Here is a 21,216-nt window from a genome sequence, read left to right as displayed (position 1 = left end):
TCTTATATGAAACCGTATTCAAATAGGTAAACAAAATTAACTTTATTTACTTATACTTCATTACATGTTAACCTATACTTAATTTTTATAAATCATAATTAATTTTTGATTTTTTAAGGGTGTGAAAATGTAATGAAATCGGTATTAAAAAGCATACTTATTTCCTTTGTTTTTTCAGCAGTAGGTATGTGTTGGTTACTGTACGTATTATTCAAAGGGGACGGAGACTGGTTATTGTCTTGGATAGGTGTATTAATGGCATATTTATCTTTATATACTTTAATAGATTTATATTGTAAAAATACATACGATAAAAAAATAAATAAATGGCTTATAAAAACAGCGGTGACTAGTTTTAGTTTTTCTGTATTAGGAATCTCATTTTGTATCATACATGAGCTATTAACACCATGGAGTCTTAGTTTAATGGTGTGGTATTGGTTGCTAATGTTAGTATTATTTTTAACAACTATAATATCATTAATCAGTTTAGTATTTGTTAATCGTAAAAATCACAATTTCACCGTTGGATATAGAATGCTCATACTTCTAAATGTATTTCTTACATTGGGACCAGTATTATGGCCGCTATTACTTTCTATTATTGGAAATGGTATGAATGCTAGTGCGGGCTGGTAAAAAGGAATATAAATTAGTTATGTAAAGAATAGGATGAAAAGTTGATATAGAATTTTAAATGTTTAAGAGAACATGTTTACATAAAAAATGAAAACATGTTCTCTTTTTATTTGCATGTATAACTCTTCCTCAGTTTACCGTATTTAAATTTAAACGTAAGTATTTCGTAAGGAATGGATAAGAAAAAAGAGAGATTTATCATATAGGATGAAAGTATAGCTTGAATCAATCCGATATTAATGGAGGAGAGAACGCCTTATGAAAAAATGTAATTCAATTAAGTTAGCAAGTTTTGCAGTTTTATTAGCGGGTACTGCTCTATTCACACCTGGTTTTACTGTGACTGCAGAGTCAACTCAAAATATTTCTAGTTCGTCACAAGTACATGATCAAAAGAATCGTAATGGCTGGAAACAAGTAATGCAGGAAACAGTACAGCTTGGTGCTGTAGGAATATTAGCTAAGACGTCTAATAACGGAAAAACTAGTAGTTTTACTGCTGGCGTGGCGGACTTAAGTACAAAGAAACCGGTGAATTCGGATTATCGCTTTCGGATTGGTAGTGTGACGAAGTCGTTTACTGCCACGACTATTCTTCAATTAGTAGGAGAAAATCGCTTACAACTTGACGATCCAATTGAAAAGTGGCTACCGGGTCTCGTGCAAGGAAATGGGTATGATGGTAATCAAATTACGATACGACAACTTTTGAATCATACGAGTGGTATCGCTGAATACTTAAAGTCAAAAGACGCGGACATAATGAATTCGAAAAAAACGTATACAGCAGAAGAAATAGTGAAAATAGGCCTTTCGCTGCCTCCAGATTTCTCGCCGGGTAAAGACTGGTTGTATTCAAACACAGGATACGTAATACTAGGAATGCTTATTGAAAAAATAACCGGAAATAGTTATGCGGAAGAAATCGAAAAGCGAATTATTGAACCTTTGGACCTATCAAATACGTTTTTACCAGGAAATTCACCCGTCATCCCAGGAAAGAATCATGCTCGTGGATATGTGAAAATGGAAGGAACAGGCGAGTTGAAAGATATTACTTATTATAATCCGAGTTTAGCTAATGCAGCTGGAGATATGATTTCTAATGCGGATGATTTAAATAAGTTCTTTTCATCTTTACTCGGTGGTAAGTTACTGAAGGAGCGCGAGCTAAAAGAAATGCTTACTACAATTCCTATAGAAGGAAAAGGGGTTGGTGACGCATACGGTCTTGGAATCTATGAGACTAAACTTCCAAACGGTGTTTCAGTTTGGGGGCATGGAGGAGGAATTCCTGGATTTACAACTTTTGCTGGGGGAGTAATTGGAGGCAAACATACATTGGCTATCAGTCTCAACTCTATAGGTGGGGTCGATATTGTTCCGCAGTTTAATAAAATGATGCAAATTGAATTTAATAAATAGATGAAAAGAAAGTGAATGGAATTTTGTTATAGTTATATTTAAAAGAGGTGCTTTTTTAAGTTCGCAACTATGGACAGTAGTTGCATTTATGATATGGCATCAAGTGTATTTCAAAGTGAAAATCAATCTTAATGCTTACGATAAAAATAAAAAGGATGTCAGTTACATGACATTCTTTTTATTTTGGATAAAAAAGGTATGTAGTTCTGAAAATTGTTATTTTTAAAATTATTAAATATAATGAAGGATATAGGGGCGCCAATTGGGGAGTTATGAATGGAAAATACTTTAGTTAGTTAAGTATTTCTCGTTTTAATCAAAATAATTATGAGTTGATTTGGAGTTGAATACAATGGGGGAAAATCATTATAAATGGAGTAATAAACAATTACGAGAGCATGTTGAAGTAATAGATGGTAAAAGAAGTCCGCACATTTTATGTAAGAACGCAACTTATTTAAATTCCTATATGCGCGAGTGGATGCAAGCAAATATTTGGATCTATGATGACCGGATTGTTTATGTAGGGGAAAAGCTGCCAGCGCAACTGCATGAATGTGAAGTCATTGATTGTGATGGAAAGTATGTAGTTCCAAGTTACATAGAACCTCATGCACATCCATATCAATTATATAATCCTGAAACTTTAGCGAATCATGCGATGCAGTTTGGGACAACAACTTTTATTAATGATAATTTAACTTTATTTTTCACATTAAAGCGTGAAGAAGCATTTCGTTTATTAGATGAATTCAATAAGATTCCAGCGGGTATGTATTGGTGGTGCCGTTTTGATGGACAGACTGAATTGCAAAACGGGGAATCTTTGTTTAATAGTGAAGAAATAATAGAGTGGCTTAAGCATAAAGCAGTTCTTCAAGGCGGCGAACTAACAGCGTGGCCAAAACTATTACATGGCGATGATGAAATGTTAACTTGGATGCAGGAAACGAAGCGATTGCAGAAGAAAGTAGAAGGACATTTTCCAGGTGCATCTGAAACGACTTTAGCGAAGTTAAAACTGTTAGGTACAGATTGTGATCATGAAGCGATGACAGGGCAGGAAGCTTTCACTCGTCTTATGCAAGGTTACACTGTTTCCCTAAGAAATTCTTCAATCCGCCCAGATTTAGAAGTTTTACTGAAAGAATTGTTGGAACTAGGTGTAAAGCAGTTTGATAGATTCTTTTTTACAACAGACGGCTCACATCCTTCGTTTTATGAGAATGGAATGACAAACGTTATGATTTCTACCGCGATAAAACAAGGAGTGCCAGTAATAGATGCATACGATATGGCAAGTTATAATATTGCTCGTTATTATAATATGGAACATGTACATGGTTCGATTGCGACAGGTAGAATTGCTAATATCAATATTTTAGAAAGTAAAGAAAACCCAGTACCAATTAGTGTCCTTGCAAAGGGGAAATGGGTGAAGCGTGACGGTGTAAATACACATGAGGCATTACATATAGACTGGAGTAAACATAAAGTAACTCCATTATCATTAGATTGGTCAATAGAAAAAGAGGATATGATTTTCTCTAATAAAACGGGGATACACTTATTAAATAACGTTATTACAAAACCATACACTAGTGAAATCAATATAGACTGTGATGAATTGTCCACAGATCATGATGAATGTTTCCTTATGATGATTGCTCGTGATGGCAGTTGGCAAGTGAATATAGCTGTGAAAGGTTTTGCAAAAGAACTAGGTGGGCTTGCTAGCTCTTATTCTGGTACAGGTGACATCATTCTTATCGGAAAAAGAAAAGAAGATATGCTTACAGCTTTTCGTAGAGTAAAAGAGCTCGGTGGTGGAATGGTCATAGTAGAAAACAATGAAGTGTTACACGAAATAGCATTACCATTGCTCGGGATTATGTCTAATTTAAAAATGAGAGAATTAATACAGGAAGAGAAACAGATGGTGAAATTACTACAAGAGCGTGGCTACGCGTATGATGATCCAGCATTTACAATTTTATTCTTTTCTGCGACGCACTTGCCTTTTATACGAGTAACACCTATAGGATTATATGATGTGAAAAGTAGTAAGGTAGTTGCCCCGCCCGTGAATTTGATAAAGCAATATTAAAAGGAAAGATCCTATAAAAATTTTATTTTATAGGATCTTTCTTATTATTAGCATAAGAATATTGTAAGCCTCAAATGATATAGTATCTAAATCATTTGAGGTGATATGTAAATATGAAAAAAATATTTTACATTTTAAGCGTATTTATTCTGTGTGTATCGATACAACACGTTGTACATTCCCAATCAGATGCACCAGAGTTATCTTCGGATTGTCTCGAAGAAAGAAAAGTTAGAGATGAAAAGTATGTGAAGAATATAATACAGGACATTAAATCCACATTTAATTTAAATATTGATGAACATAGTTTTTGGGAAGTAAGTAAAAGAGATCTGGAGGCTGCTCATTTGATGTATGGTGGAAAGGAAAATGATTCTTATTATACTTCGCTAACTAAAATTTATGATAGTGGTGGATTTAGCGAACAGCCCAGCCTATTTGTGAGGGCGCAAGAAGCATTTTTACTTTATAAAGAAAAAGATAATATCAATGTAATGAAACGCCTAAAACTAGACGTTGAAAAAGGGGAATGGCTCGTTATAAAAACGAAAAAGAAGAAAGGGAAAAAAGTGAAATTTAAGCCGTTGCAATGTGAAAAAGATTATATGAAAAAGAGAAATGAATAACAAAATACTTATTCATGCTGTTTTTATTCAACGATATTTTGCTGTTGATTTGAAATAGAAAAAGGTAAACAAACATATTAGCTTTATGGAATATGTTTGTTTACCTTTTTTTGAGAGATTTAATAATTGGGGATTATTTACTGCCTAATGAATTTATAACATTCAATGAATTCGTTCTTCATAAACATTAGATTTTGTGTCAAATGATTTATACATTGCCGAAACACCTATGTATATTTTATTCTACAGTATTTATAAAAGAATGTTGGCTATTCATAAGAAATATGATTGGCACGGTTTTTGCTTGTATTACATGTAAGGAAGGGAGATTGTATGTAAGGAATCTGTACTCGTAATAGTATAAAACAAGCTACTATTGCATTATTAATCATAGTTGTATTTATAGGGGAACTGTAAATACATACAAATAAGTGGTTTTTTGATTTTAAAATTCTGAATTTTCATTTAAATCATTAGGGGGCAATGGTATGGTTAAATATTCGAAAATTTCTAAGTGGATTCTTGGTGTTGGACTAGTGACAATAACATGTAATGGTTTGCAAATTCAAGCAGAGACAAAAGAGAAAAATGTGAAGAACGTATTACAAATGGAGCCGGTAGGAATACAGAAATCTGTTGATGAATTGGCGCACCCTTCAAAAGTACAAGAAAATGAATCTTTTACAAAACGGTTAAAATTAGCGGATTTATCGCAGCGTCCACTAGCACCAACCGATAATATTAAGCCGTTAGCTGAAGAAAAAAAGTATTCGATGGCTGAGTTAAATCAATTAAATAATAAACAATTAACTGATCTTCTTGTGACAATTAAATGGTATCAAATTCCGGAATTATTTCAGTTTAATAGTGATAGTCTTAAATTCTATCAAGATGATAGCCGAATGCAAGCGATTATTAATAAACTAGCAGAACAAGGACAAGCTTATACGCAAGATGATTCAAAAGGGATTGAAACATTAGTAGAAGCTCTACGTGCAGCGTTTTATTTAGGTTTTTACCATGATGAATTAAGCAAACTAAATGAGCGTAGCTACCATGATAAATGTTTACCAGCTTTAAAAACAATTGCAAAAAATCCAAATTTCAAACTTGGTACATCAGAACAAAATAAAGTAATTGCATCATATGGAAAATTAATTGGAAATGCATCAGCAGATGTTGAAACGGTTTTATATGCAGGTGAAATTTTTAAACAATATAACGATAATCTTGCAACTTTCATTGAAGACCGAACAAAAGGAGACGCTATATATGAGTTGATGAAGGGAATTGACTTTGATATTCAGACGGATATGTACACGACTGGAAAAGAGCCAAAAGATACGATGTGGTTTCGAAATATTGATAACTTTATTAATGAAATAAATCGTTTTGCACTACTTGGTACAGTAACAAATAAAAACGGATGGTTAATTAATAATGGAATTTACTATGCTGGCCGATTGGGCAAGCTTCATAGCACGCCCACAAAAGGACAACAAGTTGTTACAGATGCAATGCGAATTTATCCATATTTAGGAGAGCAATACTTTGTTGCGGCAGAACAAATTACTACAAATTATGGAGGAATAGATGCGAACGGCAAAACTGTAAATTTAGATCAAATTCGAGAAGAGGGTAAAAAGAAATATTTACCGAAAACGTATACGTTTGATGATGGTGCAATTGTCTTTAAAGCTGGGGATAAAGTTAGCGAAGAGAAAATTAAACGTCTATACTGGGCGGCAAAAGAGGTGCGTTCTCAATTTTATCGTACAGTTGGTAGCGATAAACCACTTGAAAGTGGACATGCTGATGATGTGTTAACGATGGTTATTTATAATAGCCCAGATGAGTATCAATTTAATCGTCAACTGTACGGATATGAAACGAATAATGGTGGGATTTATATTGAAGGGACAGGGACTTTCTTTACATATGAACGTACACCAGAGCAAAGTATTTATAGTCTGGAAGAATTGTTCCGCCATGAATTTACGCACTACTTACAGGGAAGGTACGAAGTTCAGGGATTATGGGGCCAAGGGGAAATGTATCAAAATGAACGTTTAACATGGTTTGAAGAAGGGAATGCAGAGTTCTTTGCAGGTGCAACGCGATTAGATAGTGTAGTACCACGAAAAAGTATAATTGGTGGGTTATCTAATGATCCTGCAAAACGTTATACAGCATCACAAACATTAAATGCGAAATATGGAACGTGGGATTTTTATAATTATTCGTTTGCACTGCAATCATATATGTATAATAAGCGCCCAGAAATGTTCGATAAAGTACATGATTTAATTCGCGCAAATGATGTTTCAAGTTACGATGAATACCGTGCTACATTAAGCAAAGATAATAAGTTAAATGAAGAATATCAATCTTATATGCAAATGCTTATTGATAATCGTGATAAGTATACAATTCCACAAGTATCAGATGAGTATTTAACTCAGCATGATCCAAAATCGCTTTCGGACGTTACTTCAGATATTACGAATGAAGCGAAATTAAAAGATGTGAAAGTAACAAAGAATAAATCACAATTCTTTAATACATTTACACTACAGGGGACATATACAGGAAGTGCGGCTAAAGGAGAAGTTGAGGACTGGAAAGTGATGAATGAAACAACAAATGATATGTTGAAACGTCTTTCAGGAAAAGAGTGGACTGGATATAAAACATTGACTGCTTATTTTGTAAATTACCGTGTAAATAATGCTGGGCAATTTGAATATGATGTTGTGTTTAGCGGAGTGAACACGGAAGAAGGTACGGCTGTAGAAAAAGAACCAAATAATTCATTTGAAACAGCAAACCCACTATCTTTGAATATTTTGTTAAGAGGAACCTTGAGCGATCAAGATCAGGGGGATAAATTTGTTATTGATGTAAAGGATCAAAAAGATTTACAAATTTCTGTTACGAACGAACAAAATCTTGGATTGAACTGGGTATTATATTCTGAATCAGATTTAAATAATTATGTAGCTTATGCAACAAAACGTGATGGAAACAAATTGCTTGGAAATTATAATGCAAAGCCAGGGAAATATTACTTAAGTGTATATAAGTATGGTGGTGGAACAGGGAATTATACGGTACAAGTAAAATAGTTTACTATAGTTTGTTTTGAAAGGCTACTTATTACATTTTTTAGCAAAATAAAGTATTTAATGTTAAACATTAAACTAATTCAACATATCCCTGTTCTAATTATAGAACAGGGATATGTTGGCTTTATATTTTTAAATTAAATAACCTCATTGGATTTTGATAAGAAAATAATTAATATAGATTTGAATTCTCATTCGTAAAGCATGTTTTAATCTTCTTAATGCTCTTTCATTTTTGTCTCAATGCTTGTTTTCAAATCAGTTGATACTTGATTGAAATACCCCAAAACGATCTCCCTAATATCATCGGATATAACTTTCAAATCACTAGCTAAGTTTTCGGCGAGATGTTCTTTTTCTATTGGCTGTAACTTCGTATAAAATTCACCAGCTTGTGTAAAGTCATCCTGTTTCGTTATAGAAGCTCTTTCAAGTTTACCTTCAACGTACCTTCCTTCACCGGTTGTAATTTGATTAGCAGGTGTCCAATCTTGCTGCTGGTTAATCGTTAATTTGCGAAATTCTGGACCAATTCTTCTTCTTTGTGAATCACTGTAAATGTTAGCGCGCCCTTGCAGCATTTTATCATCTGATAGTTCTGCACCATCCAGTAAATTAGAAGGAGAGAATGCGACTTTTTCTACTTGTTCCATAAAATTTTCAGGATTTTTATTTAATACCATTTTCCCGACTGGTATGAGAGGATACGTCTGTTCATCCCATACTTTTGTGTCATCTAAAGGATCATAAGAAAGGTGCGCTTCATCTTTCGGATCCATGAGCTGGACGTATAAACCATACTCCACTGGTTTGCCATTTTCAATAGCATCATATAAATCTTTCCCGCTATAATCAGGATTTTCGGCAGCTAGTTTAATTGCTTCTTTACTAGTAATGTACTGTACACCTTCAAACGGGTACCAATGATACTTTACATACTTTCGATTACCTTCCGCATTTCTCCATACATATGTATTAACACTATGTCCTGGAATGTGGCGAAGACTTTTGGCCGTACCATTATTAGAGTATAAACGGACAACAAAATGAATAGATTCAGGTGCTTTAGCGACAAAACTCCAAAATCTATTAGGGTCTATTAAGTTATTTTTAGGTGAAGGCAATAATGCTTGAATCGTTTCAGGGAAACGCATCGGATCACGGACAGAAAAAACAGGAATGTGATTACATAAAAGGTCAAAAATGCCTTCTTTTGTATAAAATTTTGTAGAAAAACCGCGTACATTTCTAGCAGTATCCGGTGTTCCTTTCGTACTAACAGCTAACGAAAATCGCACCATAACAGGAACTTTCTCATTAGAATTTTGTAAAAAACTTAATTTAGTATGTTCAGACATCGAATATATCGTTTGAAAATAACCGAACGCACCAAATCCTTTTACATGAACAGGTCTTTCTAAAATTTTTTCATGAATAAATTCTTGTAACGTCTCGTGAAGTACACTATCTTGCTCTAGAACAGGTCCACGTGAACCAACTGTTTGTGAGTGAAGGGTAGCTTGTTCATTACGTTCGCCTTTTTCATTAAAGTGATTCCCTAGTAAAGATTGCCCCTGTTTATCATAGTTTTCATTCATCGATATAGCCTCCAAATTTATTTCGTCTATTGTTACTAAATATGATTTTATAATCTTGATTATGTATGATATGCAAAGTAGTAACAGACCGCTAGATGAAAAAAACGTGTATGTAGTGGACCTGTTGAAATAGAAGAAATTATGGAAAAATGAATATCGTGAAGAAAATTACTATTAAAATTTTAATCTGAAAAATGAATTTATACATGAGTTTATAGAGAATGAACAGAAATAAACAGGGAAAATAAATAGGAGGAATTTAACATGTCGGATTGGTTTCAATTAGATAAAGAATATATGATGTCTACGTATTGTCGTACGAAGGTTGCGATAGAAAGAGGAGAAGGATGTAAACTATATGATGTAGATGGTAAAGAGTATTTAGATTTATTTTCTGGCGTAGGAGTAAATGTATTAGGATACAATCATCCTAAAATTGTACAAACGACAATGGAGCAAGTTACAAAATCGTTGCATCTGCCGTTTCATTTTTTAAACCCAGTTGCGATTGAGTATGCAAAGAAATTAGTGGATTGCTCATTAAAAAACGGAAAGGTCTTTTTTACAAACTCTGGTACGGAAGCGACAGAAACAACTTTGAAATTAATTGATAAATATAGAGCTAATACGAATGAAGAACGTGAAGGAATTGTAGTGCTGAAGAATAGTTTCCATGGGCGTACGTTAGGGGCACTTCATTTTACGAGACAAGAAAGTGTATATCAAAATTTCCCTAAAACATCGATTCCTGTATATGAAGTAGAGCGCGAAAATATAGACCAATTAGAGGAGACTATTATTAAAGAAAAACCAATTGCGATTATGCTAGAGCCTGTTTTAGGAAGTGGAGGAATTTATCCTTTATCAAGTGAATATTTACATGGTGTTCAATATTTATGTGAAAAATATAATGTACTTCTTGTCGTTGATGAAGTTCAAAGTGGTATGGGTAGAACGGGAAAACTATTTGCTTATCAAAATTTTAATATTACACCAGATATTATTCAAATTGGTAAAGGAGCAGGAGGCGGGATACCGCTAGGAGGAATTATTGTAGGCAAAAAGTTATGTGATGTATTTTCACCAGGAGATCACGGGACAACGTTTGCTCATTCATCAATGGGAACGGCTTTAGGGTTAACGGTATTAAACACATTGATTGAAGATGGTTTAATGCACGAAGCGTATGAAACGTCACTATATTTAAATGATAAATTACAAGAAATTCAGAAAGAAAACTCTTATTATATTCAGGAAGTACGTCATGCTGGTATGATGTTTGGAATTAGTTTAAATGATACAAATGAAAATGTGAAGAAATTACAGGTAGAGCTAATGGAAAAAGGGATATTAGTTGACGTAACACAAGGGAATATTATCCGTTTACTTCCTCCATATATAATTACAAAAGAAGAAATTGATACATTTATTACTCAATTTATTACTTGTATGGATAAGGTTGCTACTGTAGTAAGTGCTTAAAAATTAAAAGCTATATTTTATATAAAGTGCACTCTAATTGTTGGGTATATTTTACAATTGGAGTGCATTTTTTATAGTTGAATTTTGTAAAATACAGTCGTTTGTATATGATAACGGAAAAATAGAAGGAATTTCGTTATATTTGAGTGGTGAAGAAAAGGGAAAGTATAAAGATAGTAGATAAAGCGGGTGGTTTAAATAACTAATGATAGAACGTTTTGAAAATAATAGCATACGAATATATAAATAATAAGAATGAGGTGATATATTGGAAAATAATGATATTCAATTTACTTCTTTACAAATGAGAACGGATAAATATGGTTGGGCTAGTATTCAATATACAAATAAAAAGCAGGCTATCTTATATACTCGAAACGGAGGAGTAGAATGGGATGTTGTCAATCCTCTTAATTCAATTGTATTATTTGGGTATCCAATAAACGCTCGAAGCTCTTGGGCATATGGTTTAACAAAAAAGAATGACGATTTATTGCCAGCTATATTTTATACAGTTAATAGAGGAGAAAGGTGGAGTGAGTTTATTTTACCGGTTGAAGAAGATTGGGAGAAATCGACTGATGTTCAAGTACAATTGCATGCTACGAATATGGATAGTATATGGATTGTATTATCTAGAAAGCTTGCATCAAATAAATTTGAACATAATTTATACTATTTGAAAACGAAAGGGAAAGTTTGGAAAGTAATAAAAAATATAAGTATTAGTGATAGTATTTCAGGGATAACATTTATAAACGATCTAATTGGGTTTATTTCACTACAAAAACATTATGAAACATCAACGGTATTTAAAACAATAAATGGTGGGGAAAGTTGGCATCCTATAAAAGATATTCCAAGTCTTGAAGGAATTAATAATGGGACTGCTATGGCTTATAAAGCAATCTATAAAAATAAATTATTAGTAATACCAACTAAAAAGAATGATGATGTATTTTTAATGAATTACTCATTTGATAAGGGGAATTCGTGGCATATTTCAAATAAAACAATAAATACTAGTAAAGTGGCTGTTTCGTTTTTTAGTTCCTATTATGGCTGGGTTATAAATAGTGAAAATGGAAGTGTATATCAAATAATAAAAAAAGGATCAAAATGGATCAAAGTATCAAGTAATCCATTATTAAAAAATGTATTTTGTTTGCATTTTTTTAATCGGCGTAAAGGTTGGGCGTGTAATAAAAAAGAAATATTTACTACAAAAGATCGCGGTATAACATGGAAAAAGGTAGTATATAAAATTAATAATATTGATAAGTTTATTTAAAAGAGTCCTAAAGAAATTAGGACTTTTTTTATTTTTAAATGGTGAGAGTTGTAACAAACAATGATAAGAGAAAAGAGGTAAGTGCAGAACTTATATTTTCAAAAATAGACGGTTGTTTTTACACAGTATAATTCACTTTTGAATATGTTAATAAAGTAGCGAATTCACAGGAAATGGTAATACTTAATATTTTATGTCACATGATGTGTAAAGGGGGCGTGTAATGAAATCGTTAACGGTTATTATTTTGTATAGTGAAAGAGAGCAAATATTAGAAGAGTCAATTCAATCTATATGGAAGCTAAATCCTCTTGAAATTATAATTTTCGTTCCTAACGATAGAAGTAATTTGTATGAAATAGCAAAGAAACATAAATGCCATATTGTTTTGATGGATAAATATAGTACGTATTATGATGGGTATGAAGCTTCTGTAAAGGCAGCAAAAGGAGATGTATTGTTATTTGTAGATAGTAATTTTTTATTATCTTCAAATGAAATGAAGAATTTTATTGAGCCAGTCGTTACAAATCAGGCTGATGTAGTATTAAACAAAATAGATAAATTTATAGAAGTTGATAAATGTCCAAATATGGATATTGTATGGAGAAAAATGTTAAATGAAATTTTAAGTCGACCAGATTTAAAAAGCAATTCAATACTTTCGTTACCATATGCGCTTACGAAGGAAGTAGTGGGAAACATCGGCTTTAATTATATGGAAGATATCGTTCTATCTTATATGAAGATTGTGAATCAGGGGTGGCGGATTAACGATCAATGTGCAATAAGAACGTTATCTAAAGATGAAATGTTCGAAGAAGAAGGGTATTTATTTAAAAAAGAATTATTAGAAAATGAAAAAGAGAAAGTGGAAAAATATTTAATTGGTATATCCAAATGGATAGAGAAAAAGGGAAGAAGAGTAGGTTTTACTGATGCAGGAAAAAGAAGAGATATTATTCAAAGATTAGGTGAAAGCAAGCAGTATCCTTCGTATCATCGAGGCTGGGGAATACATTCTTCAATTTATAACGGGAAACAACTTTCTGTCATTATACCAGTACAAAATGAAGAAGAGACTATAGAACAAGTAATACTTGAGGCGAGAAAAATAGAACCACTAGAAATAATTGTCGTTGTAAATGGTTCGACAGATCAAACGGCTAATATTGCTAAAAGACTTGGTGTTACTATTATTGAATATAACGAACGACTTGGTCATAATGTTGGACGTGCTATTGGAGCGCTTGAAGCTACAGGAGATATTCTTTTATTTATTGATGGTGATTTTAGTGTTTCAGGAAGTAATTTGCATCATTTTACAAAAGCAGTTTCAGCTGGTGTAGACATAGCATTAAATGATTTGAATCCGATGTTACATCCTCCGTTTTATGTTGTAGACGTCGTAAAATATATGCTTAATTTAGCATATAATCGTCCAGAATTAAGCAATGGCTCATTAGTAGCAATTCCACATGCTATGAGTAGATCATGTTTAGATGCAATAGGCTGGGAAAGCTTACTATGCCCTAGTCTTGCACAAGTAAAAGCTATATTACAAGGGTATAGAGTAGAATGTGTACATTACGTTGATGTTGTAAAACCGAATAGAATTCGTTTAATGGAGAATGTAAGTCACAATGGACATCCTCCAGCAGTATTAAGAATAATTGGTGATCACGTTGAAGCTCTCTCTTACTTAATAGAACATCTTGAAATAGATGGAAAGGGTGATTAAACTGTTAGACCAGTACAAAAAAATTAACATTTCATATGAACAATTATGGCAAATGGATTTTCAAATTACAGAACCATTTATACTCAAGGTTGATTGGGATAAAGTAACGTATGAATTTTTAATTCGTATTAAGCCCGATGCTTCTAACACTATTGTTTTTGGATCCGGAGCAGGTGGGTTTCAAGAACAGCCAATTGGTCCACCTATTTTTCATCGACATTCTTGGATGGATGAATTTGAAGATACTGTTATATATTATAATGACCCTACGTTATATCTTGGAAAATTATCTTTAGGCTGGGGACAGGGAGAGTTAAATAGATTTTATTTACAAGATATAGCAAATATTTTAGAAATAGTATTTGTAAAGTTAAAAGTTGATTCGAAAAATGTGTTGTTTTATGGCAGTTCCGGGGGAGGATTTATGTCTTTAATTTTAGCTGGATTCGTTAAGGGCTCCACAGCTTTAATTAATAATCCTCAAACAAATTTATTAAAATGGATACCTGTACCAATAAATCTAGTTTTCGATTTGTCTTATCCAAATTTATCAAGAGAAGAAATTGAGGAGAAATTTGGCGAAAGAATTAATGTTGTGAAATTTTTTAATCACATTAAATATGTACCGAATATTTATTTTTTACAAAATTTCGCGTGTGAATTTGATGTGCAAAATCATTTACTACCATTTATTTCTGAATTAGAGCAACTTGATAAAGACACGGAAGTAAATCAAATTATAATTGACTTATATTTTGATAAAAAAGCAGGGCATGCAGCTGTAGGGAAGAGTGAAACAATTGAATATATAAAAAAAGTAAAACCTAATCAGACTGTAAAAGAAGAACAAAAAGAAGTGGACCTATCAGTCGTTATAGTTTTAGGAGAAGAAAAATCAAAATTGAATCAAATTTTAAATAAAGTGCAGCATATAAAACCAATAGAAATTATTATTGTAGCTGATGATAGAATGAGTGCGATACAATCTATACCAACATTTGTTGAAAGTAACGTTGTTGTGATTGAGGAGAAAAGTAAACGGAAAGCACCAGTTCATGGGGCAAAAATCGCCAATGGTGATGTAGTCTTATTTTTAGATGGGGAAGATGTTATTTTTTCGGTAGAATTAGAGCGATTTATAGAACCGATACTGAAAAAGGAACAGGATGTAATCTTAAATAACATAGACTCCGTATGTTTTGAAAAGATGAGAGTAGAATGGCCAAGTATTGCTATGGTGTATAGAAAAATAGTAAACGATGTATTGGGGCGTATGGATTTAAAATATGATTCGATGTTATCTATGCCATATGCTATTACTAAAAAAGCAATTGAAGACATTGGATATGATATCTTGCAGAACCCTATTCTGTCCCAAGTCACTCTTATTGAGAAAGGGTGGCGACTACAATCCTCGTCAGCCATCACTAACACCTCCTTGAATAATATGCCCGCAAACGAAACCTCTTTCTATAAAAATGAATTAACTAAATTAGAAGTATATGAGATTAAAGAAAATATAAAAGCTTTGGAGAGTTGGTTACAACGAAAAGATGATAGAGGTAACTATACAGATGGAGGAAGAAAAAGAGAAATTATAGAGCAGTTAAAAAAACAAAAGAATTATTCACGTTTCCATAAAGGATGGGGAATGAATTCATCAATTTATAATGGAAAACAGTTATCAATTATTATACCAGCACAAAATGAAGAATCAACGATTAAAGAAGTTATTCTTGAGGCAAGAAAAATTGAACCGAAAGAAATAATTGTTGTCATTAATGGGTCAACAGATCAGACAGAAGTAATCGCTAAGCAATCAGGGGCAACAGTAATTGTTTATGAAGAAAGATTAGGGCATGATGTAGGACGGGCAATTGGTGCACAAGAAGCCACAGGGGATATACTTCTCTTTATTGATGCTGATTTTGCTATTCCAGCAAAAGATCTTCATCCGTTAACGCAAGCTGTTGCGGATGGTGTTGATATGGTTTTAAATGATTTAAATTTAAATCTTAGATTTCCTCTATATATTGTAAGTTTATATAAATATATGTTGAATATTGCTTGTAACCGTAAAGATTTAGGGGTAGGATCTACAATTGCTGTTCCCCATGCTATTAGTAGAAAATGTTTAGAGGGAATTGGCTGGGACACTCTTCACACAGCGTGTGTTGCACAAGTAAAGGCAATATTAGAAGGGTATAAAGTCGGATGTGTCCATTTTGTAGATGTAATGAAACCAAATCGTATTCGGCCACAAGAGCATTTTGCGACGATAGGACATCCACCAGCTGTATTGAGAATTACTGGGGATCATTTAGAAGGACTTTCATATTTATTGAAGAATAAGGATTTTAAAGATTTATTTTAAAAGGTAAATTTGTCTATTGAATGAGTAACTTAAACATTTCATTTATGCAACTTGACGATATTTAGTATTGCAATGAAACTAAAATCAAAAATTTTTATTATTTTTAGCTCAGGTACAAGTGAAGAGCATGTTTCACTGACTGATAGTAAATGAACAAGTAACTAAAAGGTAAAGGCTTCTTTATATATGAAGAAGCTTTTATCTTTTTTATTTTAAGTATGGAAGGTAAAGGGTAAATAAAGTTGTATTTTTATTTTTGGATAAATAGATATTAGATATAAGAAAGAAGGGAATATTTTGTCTTGCATCAATAAAAGTTGTTTTAATATTTCTTTAGAAACTAAAGTCAATCCAAATGGTGGGGCAGAAATATTCGTAAGGTGCAATGATGAATGTTTATCTAATTTTAATGTAATACCGTTTATTATATGTGTTTCTATTTCAGTAAAGGATGATTTGAGTTTTTTAGTTGATTTAGATAGTTTAATAAAACGTTAATTTTCTATGCAGTTAATAATAAAATAACATCTAATTTATAAGACTTAGTAAGAGAGTCGTGTCCGAATTTAATTTACTGCATATATTGTTAAAAGAAAGGAGGGAGAGTTATGGCATGTACTACGAATAATGTTTGTTTAGATGTGTGTCTTAAAATTACAATTACCCCTGGTAGTGGAATTGATGCAGTAGTCGATTGTGGAGGCACATGTGGGACAAGTCCTACTATTGTAATTAGTCCTAGTGGATCAATTGTTATTACTTTACCATTAGTTGCATGTTTCTCAATTGCACTAAAAGATGATTTAAGTGTTGACTCTTCATTAACAAGCCTCTATTTTCAAACTTCTTAAGAAAGATACAGAAATGAAAAGCCTGCCTGCTACTTTTCTTTTGATCTAATGTGAAAATAAAAAAGATGGTTACAACCATCTTTTTTATTTTGCTATATATTTAAAATAAATTCATATATTATTTGGTGGTAAGAATATACAATTAAAAGCATTCAGTGTTTCTTTTTTGTTCGATGAGGTAAGAAATTGCTTCTATATGATCACCAATGATTTGTTGCGTTGCTAATGAAAGGTAGCCTTCCTGCGAGAAGTGTTTTTCTGGTCGAACTCGATTTATCTTGTCAACGTCGATAGAATGAACATTTTGTACATGCAATCCTGCTAAAATTGTTTTAACTTGACTTAAGGTTGGTGAAAGAAGAGAATCAAACCCAATTGTATCAATGCATTTTCGACTAAAAGCATGAGGGACAGCAGTTGTGGAGCCCATACCTAAATCTTTTCGATTACATGCTAAATTAACAACATGCTTACATGCAGTTACGATAGTATAAGGAACACGATACATGTAGTAGTGCTCTAATTTATTTAAAGCTAAATCGGTTCCATTTTGAACAGATTGTACAAATGGTAATAAATCAGAACTAGGAATTAAGAAATCACCATCAATAAATAATAATATATCACCTTTTGCAAAATATGCACCAACGGCACGTCCGGTATCAATGCCGAGTGCTTCTTTGTAAGTAATAACTGTTGCACCGCAATTCTTCGCCAATTCCTCTGTTTTATCTGTTGATCCATTAACAATAATGATGATTTCTAAAGGTTTTAATTTCTGCACCTCAAAAATGATAGATTCTATCGTTTTTTCTTCATTTTGAACAGGGATAATGATGGATAATTGTTTATTTCCATAAGTATTTGAATAAAACTCTTTACCTGTAATTATTTTGGATATAGCTCTTTGTTCGCCGTTTTGAAGTTCTAAAATAATATCCCGCCTTCGATTATTATCAGTATAGTTTCCTCTTGAATCTTGTAATATATTTACCCAATTTTCAATTGCTTCTAGGTGATAACGAATGAGTTGTTTTGAGGGGAAGGAGGGAATTTGCGGTATAGAAATTTTAAAATGATTGCTAATGCGAAAATTATTTTTAATAATTTTCATTTGTGCTAATATCGGATTTAATAAACTTTCTGGAGTAATTGCTTCAAGAATTTCCTTTGTTACCGCGTAGGGAGGAAATAATAGTGAGTTAACATGTAAATCTGGACGATGAAAGAAATGATTCGTAACTTGCTGCCAAATCATTTCTATAGTTGGCTTTTGCTTTTGATAAAAAAAATCATCTAAATTGTTTAATACTAAGTCAGCTGATTTATCTAGTAATGGTTGAAGAAATTGTTTAAGTAAGGAAGGGGGGATATTGTAATTTGCATCTAAAAATAAGAGGTACTTACCTTTTGCTTTTTTGGCACCAATTACATAACAATTAGTTGATTCTGTCGGTTCTTCTAATGTGATAATTTTACAATTGTAAGATTGTGCAATATCAATGGAATCATCGATACATCCGTTAATAGTAAGGATAATTTCTAAAGGCTGTAGTTGTTCACAGGCTTTCAAAATTTCAGGTAAAACTTTTATGTTATGCTGTATACGAATAATAATAGAAATCGGATTTTTACACATAAGTAGTCTCCTTTTTAATCAGAGGTAGTTATTAATAAGGTTAGATAAAATAGGATATATATATTTTATTATATACGTAACGACTATTTAGTTTTATCAGACTTAGAATTTTCATTACTTGAATTGGAACCTTTATTTATTCCAGACGCGAGTAAATTATTGAGAACGCTAAGGTCTAATTGCATAGGGATTGAGTTTTCGGATGTAGTTTTCTCATTTTCTTTTTTTGTAGTTAATATAGTCTTTATATTTTTTATTTCTTTATATTGTTTTAAGGTAATGAAAAATCCAGAAATAATGAAGAGAAAAGAAACAGTAGTAAGTAAAAGTATTATTTCCAACATAAAAGAGCCTCCTTTAAAACTATAATAATATTATAGTTAAATGTAATAAAACAGAATTTGAGTTAATGAGTTCACTTTTTAAATATATGCAAATCTTAAGTAAAAGTTACTGATTTCTAAGTTAGAGGAAGCAATTATAGAAACGTTATAAATATAAATAAATGAAAGTTTCATTTGTAGTGTAAAGGTATATATTATATAAGCTAAACGTCATTTTATAACAAGTTAAACAGGGTTTAATTTTATATAAAAAGAGCATTTAATTGGACAAATAATTAATTATGTGAAATAATAATAACAGATAAGGAGACGTTGTTTTTCCTTAAGTGCTTCGAATTAATTTTATTCAATAAGAGAAGGTGTGCTTAAAGAAGTTAAATTAAATAAGGAGCTGTTTTATTATATGCAACAAAATAATGATTTAAATTTTGAACCTCAAGACGTTAATATTGTCAATCCTAAACAAGCCAGGAAAGCAGTAATTGCTACTGGTATAGGGAACGCAATGGAGTGGTTTGACTTCGGATTATACGCGTATTTAGCGGTAATTTTAAGTCAATTATTCTTCTCAGGTGTTGATAATAGTGGATTGCAACTTGTACTTACATTCGGTACATTTGCAGCAGCCTTTCTCGTTCGACCAATCGGAGGTGTATTCTTTGGTAGAATAGGAGATAAGTACGGCCGAAAAATCGTGTTAAGTACTACTATTATTTTAATGGCACTTTCTACATTATTCATCGCATTACTACCAACCTATGAACAAATTGGTGTATGGGCACCAATACTACTTTTAGTTGCCCGAATGATTCAAGGCTTCTCTACAGGCGGCGAATATTCAGGAGCAATGGTTTATATCGCAGAATCTTCTCCAGATAAAAAGCGTGGTATACTCGGTAGTGGTCTTGAAATTGGAACACTCTCAGGTTACATTGCTGCATCGGTAATTGTTACCATTTTGACGTTATTGTTAACAGATGAGCAAATGCTCAGCTGGGGATGGCGTATTCCGTTCTTAATAGCTGCACCAATTGGTTTGGTCGGTTTATACTTACGCCGTCATCTAGATGAATCTCCAATCTTTGAAGAGATGGAAAAAGCACAAGAGGAATCTGAAGACAATGAACAATTTTCATTTATGGATATTATTAAATATCACAAAAAAGACTTCTTATTAAGCACAGTAATTGTCGCCTTCTTTAATATTACAAATTATATGATTCTTTCGTATATTCCTTCTTATCTAACTCAAGTACTTAAAGTCGAAGAAACAACAGGCTTATTAATTATTTCTATTACGATGGCACTTATGATTCCACTAGCACTATATTTCGGTAAATTAAGTGATAAAATTGGTAATAAACGCGTTGTGCAAATTGGTTTACTTGGTTTAACTGTATTTGCAATTCCAGCATTTTTACTAATAGGTAACGGACATATTGCAGCTATATTTGCAGGTATTTTCGTACTAGGTTTCTTCTTAAGTGTATATGAAGGAACATTACCTTCATTATTACCATCACTCTTTTTCACTGATGTACGTTATCGAGCACTTTCGATCTCATTTAATATTTCTGTATCGATATTCGGTGGAACAACACCGCTCGTATGTTCATACTTAGTTCATGCAACTGGTAACCCGCTCGCACCGGCATTTTATTTAGCAGGTGTAAGTATTATTGGATTAGTTGTATTTAGTGTACTATTCGTTACGACTTCAGGGCGTGCGCTAAAAGGTTCATATCCTACAGTAGAAACGAAAAAAGAAGCACACCAAATCGCTAAAGAAGATCCTGAAGAAACACTTTGGTGGCATGAAGAGTCATTAGAAATTGAAGCAGGGAAAAATGCTTCAATTTAAAAAGCAACGTAGAAGTATAAAAAGACTCCTATGAATATGAACTGAACCCAAAAAATTAGACAAATATATTAAGCAGCTACTAAGGATTGAACTCTGTATTGCACAGGGGACAA

At 32.4% G+C, this 21,216-nt stretch carries 15 protein-coding genes; 12 read left to right on the top strand and 3 right to left on the bottom strand.

Features of this window, described 5'->3' with window-relative positions; translation table 11 throughout:
* Positions 1-132: 132 nt before the first annotated feature.
* The 5 genes from AB6801_RS18125 (at position 133) to colA (ending at position 7,922) form a co-directional block, all read left to right on the top strand.
* Complete coding sequence (locus AB6801_RS18125) at positions 133-639, top strand: DUF3902 family protein (RefSeq protein ID WP_000843833.1); 507 nt, start codon at positions 133-135, stop codon at positions 637-639.
* 258 nt (positions 640-897) lie between these two features.
* Positions 898-2,064, top strand: a complete 1,167-nt coding sequence (locus AB6801_RS18120; RefSeq protein ID WP_000710637.1) for a serine hydrolase domain-containing protein — start codon at positions 898-900, stop codon at positions 2,062-2,064.
* A gap of 352 nt (positions 2,065-2,416) precedes the next feature.
* Complete coding sequence (locus AB6801_RS18115; protein ID WP_000504388.1) at positions 2,417-4,171, top strand: adenine deaminase; 1,755 nt, start codon at positions 2,417-2,419, stop codon at positions 4,169-4,171.
* Between the two features lie 113 nt (positions 4,172-4,284).
* Entirely contained in the window at positions 4,285-4,797 is a 513-nt protein-coding gene (locus AB6801_RS18110; protein ID WP_000719378.1) for a hypothetical protein, read from the top strand.
* Between the two features lie 488 nt (positions 4,798-5,285).
* Positions 5,286-7,922 (top strand): collagenase ColA, encoded by a 2,637-nt coding sequence (gene colA, locus AB6801_RS18105; RefSeq protein WP_097999127.1) that lies wholly within the window; start codon positions 5,286-5,288, stop codon positions 7,920-7,922.
* Between the two features lie 218 nt (positions 7,923-8,140).
* Here colA and AB6801_RS18100 read toward each other — a convergent pair whose 3' ends face one another.
* A complete protein-coding gene (locus tag AB6801_RS18100) occupies positions 8,141-9,520 on the bottom strand; it encodes a catalase (RefSeq protein WP_044584581.1) in 1,380 nt (459 codons plus the stop codon).
* Positions 9,521-9,784: 264 nt separating this feature from the next.
* Between AB6801_RS18100 and AB6801_RS18095 the strand changes: the two genes are divergently transcribed.
* The 6 genes from AB6801_RS18095 (at position 9,785) to AB6801_RS18070 (ending at position 17,259) form a co-directional block, all read left to right on the top strand.
* A complete protein-coding gene (locus AB6801_RS18095; protein WP_097999126.1) occupies positions 9,785-11,002 on the top strand; it encodes an aspartate aminotransferase family protein in 1,218 nt (405 codons plus the stop codon).
* 268 nt (positions 11,003-11,270) lie between these two features.
* Positions 11,271-12,293 carry a hypothetical protein gene (locus AB6801_RS18090; protein WP_000429620.1) on the top strand — a complete coding sequence of 341 codons (1,023 nt, stop codon included), beginning with the start codon at positions 11,271-11,273 and terminating at the stop codon, positions 12,291-12,293.
* Between the two features lie 223 nt (positions 12,294-12,516).
* Positions 12,517-14,034 carry a glycosyltransferase family 2 protein gene (locus AB6801_RS18085; protein WP_097999125.1) on the top strand — a complete coding sequence of 506 codons (1,518 nt, stop codon included), beginning with the start codon at positions 12,517-12,519 and terminating at the stop codon, positions 14,032-14,034.
* 52 nt (positions 14,035-14,086) lie between these two features.
* Positions 14,087-16,408, top strand: coding sequence for a glycosyltransferase family 2 protein (locus tag AB6801_RS18080; protein ID WP_135238842.1), 2,322 nt, complete (start codon positions 14,087-14,089; stop codon positions 16,406-16,408).
* 297 nt (positions 16,409-16,705) lie between these two features.
* Positions 16,706-16,906, top strand: a complete 201-nt coding sequence (locus tag AB6801_RS18075) for a hypothetical protein (RefSeq protein ID WP_002103272.1) — start codon at positions 16,706-16,708, stop codon at positions 16,904-16,906.
* Between the two features lie 110 nt (positions 16,907-17,016).
* Positions 17,017-17,259 (top strand): hypothetical protein, encoded by a 243-nt coding sequence (locus AB6801_RS18070; protein WP_000752474.1) that lies wholly within the window; start codon positions 17,017-17,019, stop codon positions 17,257-17,259.
* A 142-nt stretch (positions 17,260-17,401) separates the two neighbouring features.
* Here AB6801_RS18070 and AB6801_RS18065 read toward each other — a convergent pair whose 3' ends face one another.
* Together AB6801_RS18065 and AB6801_RS18060 are read right to left on the bottom strand one after the other, a co-directional pair.
* Positions 17,402-18,898, bottom strand: coding sequence for a glycosyltransferase family 2 protein (locus AB6801_RS18065; protein ID WP_070756592.1), 1,497 nt, complete (start codon positions 18,896-18,898; stop codon positions 17,402-17,404).
* A gap of 83 nt (positions 18,899-18,981) precedes the next feature.
* Positions 18,982-19,242 (bottom strand): hypothetical protein, encoded by a 261-nt coding sequence (locus AB6801_RS18060; RefSeq protein ID WP_000889747.1) that lies wholly within the window; start codon positions 19,240-19,242, stop codon positions 18,982-18,984.
* A 403-nt stretch (positions 19,243-19,645) separates the two neighbouring features.
* Here AB6801_RS18060 and AB6801_RS18055 point away from each other — a divergent pair, with 403 nt between their 5' ends.
* Entirely contained in the window at positions 19,646-21,103 is a 1,458-nt protein-coding gene (locus tag AB6801_RS18055; RefSeq protein WP_001186926.1) for an MFS transporter, read from the top strand.
* Positions 21,104-21,216 lie beyond the last annotated feature (113 nt).

The sequence above is a fragment of the Bacillus sp. RCC_6_1 genome (genome assembly GCF_041360755.1).
GTDB lineage: Bacteria > Bacillota > Bacilli > Bacillales > Bacillaceae_G > Bacillus_A > Bacillus_A cereus.
The sequence above is the reverse complement of the archived record's forward strand: the minus strand, read 5'-3'. Positions and strand labels throughout refer to the sequence as shown.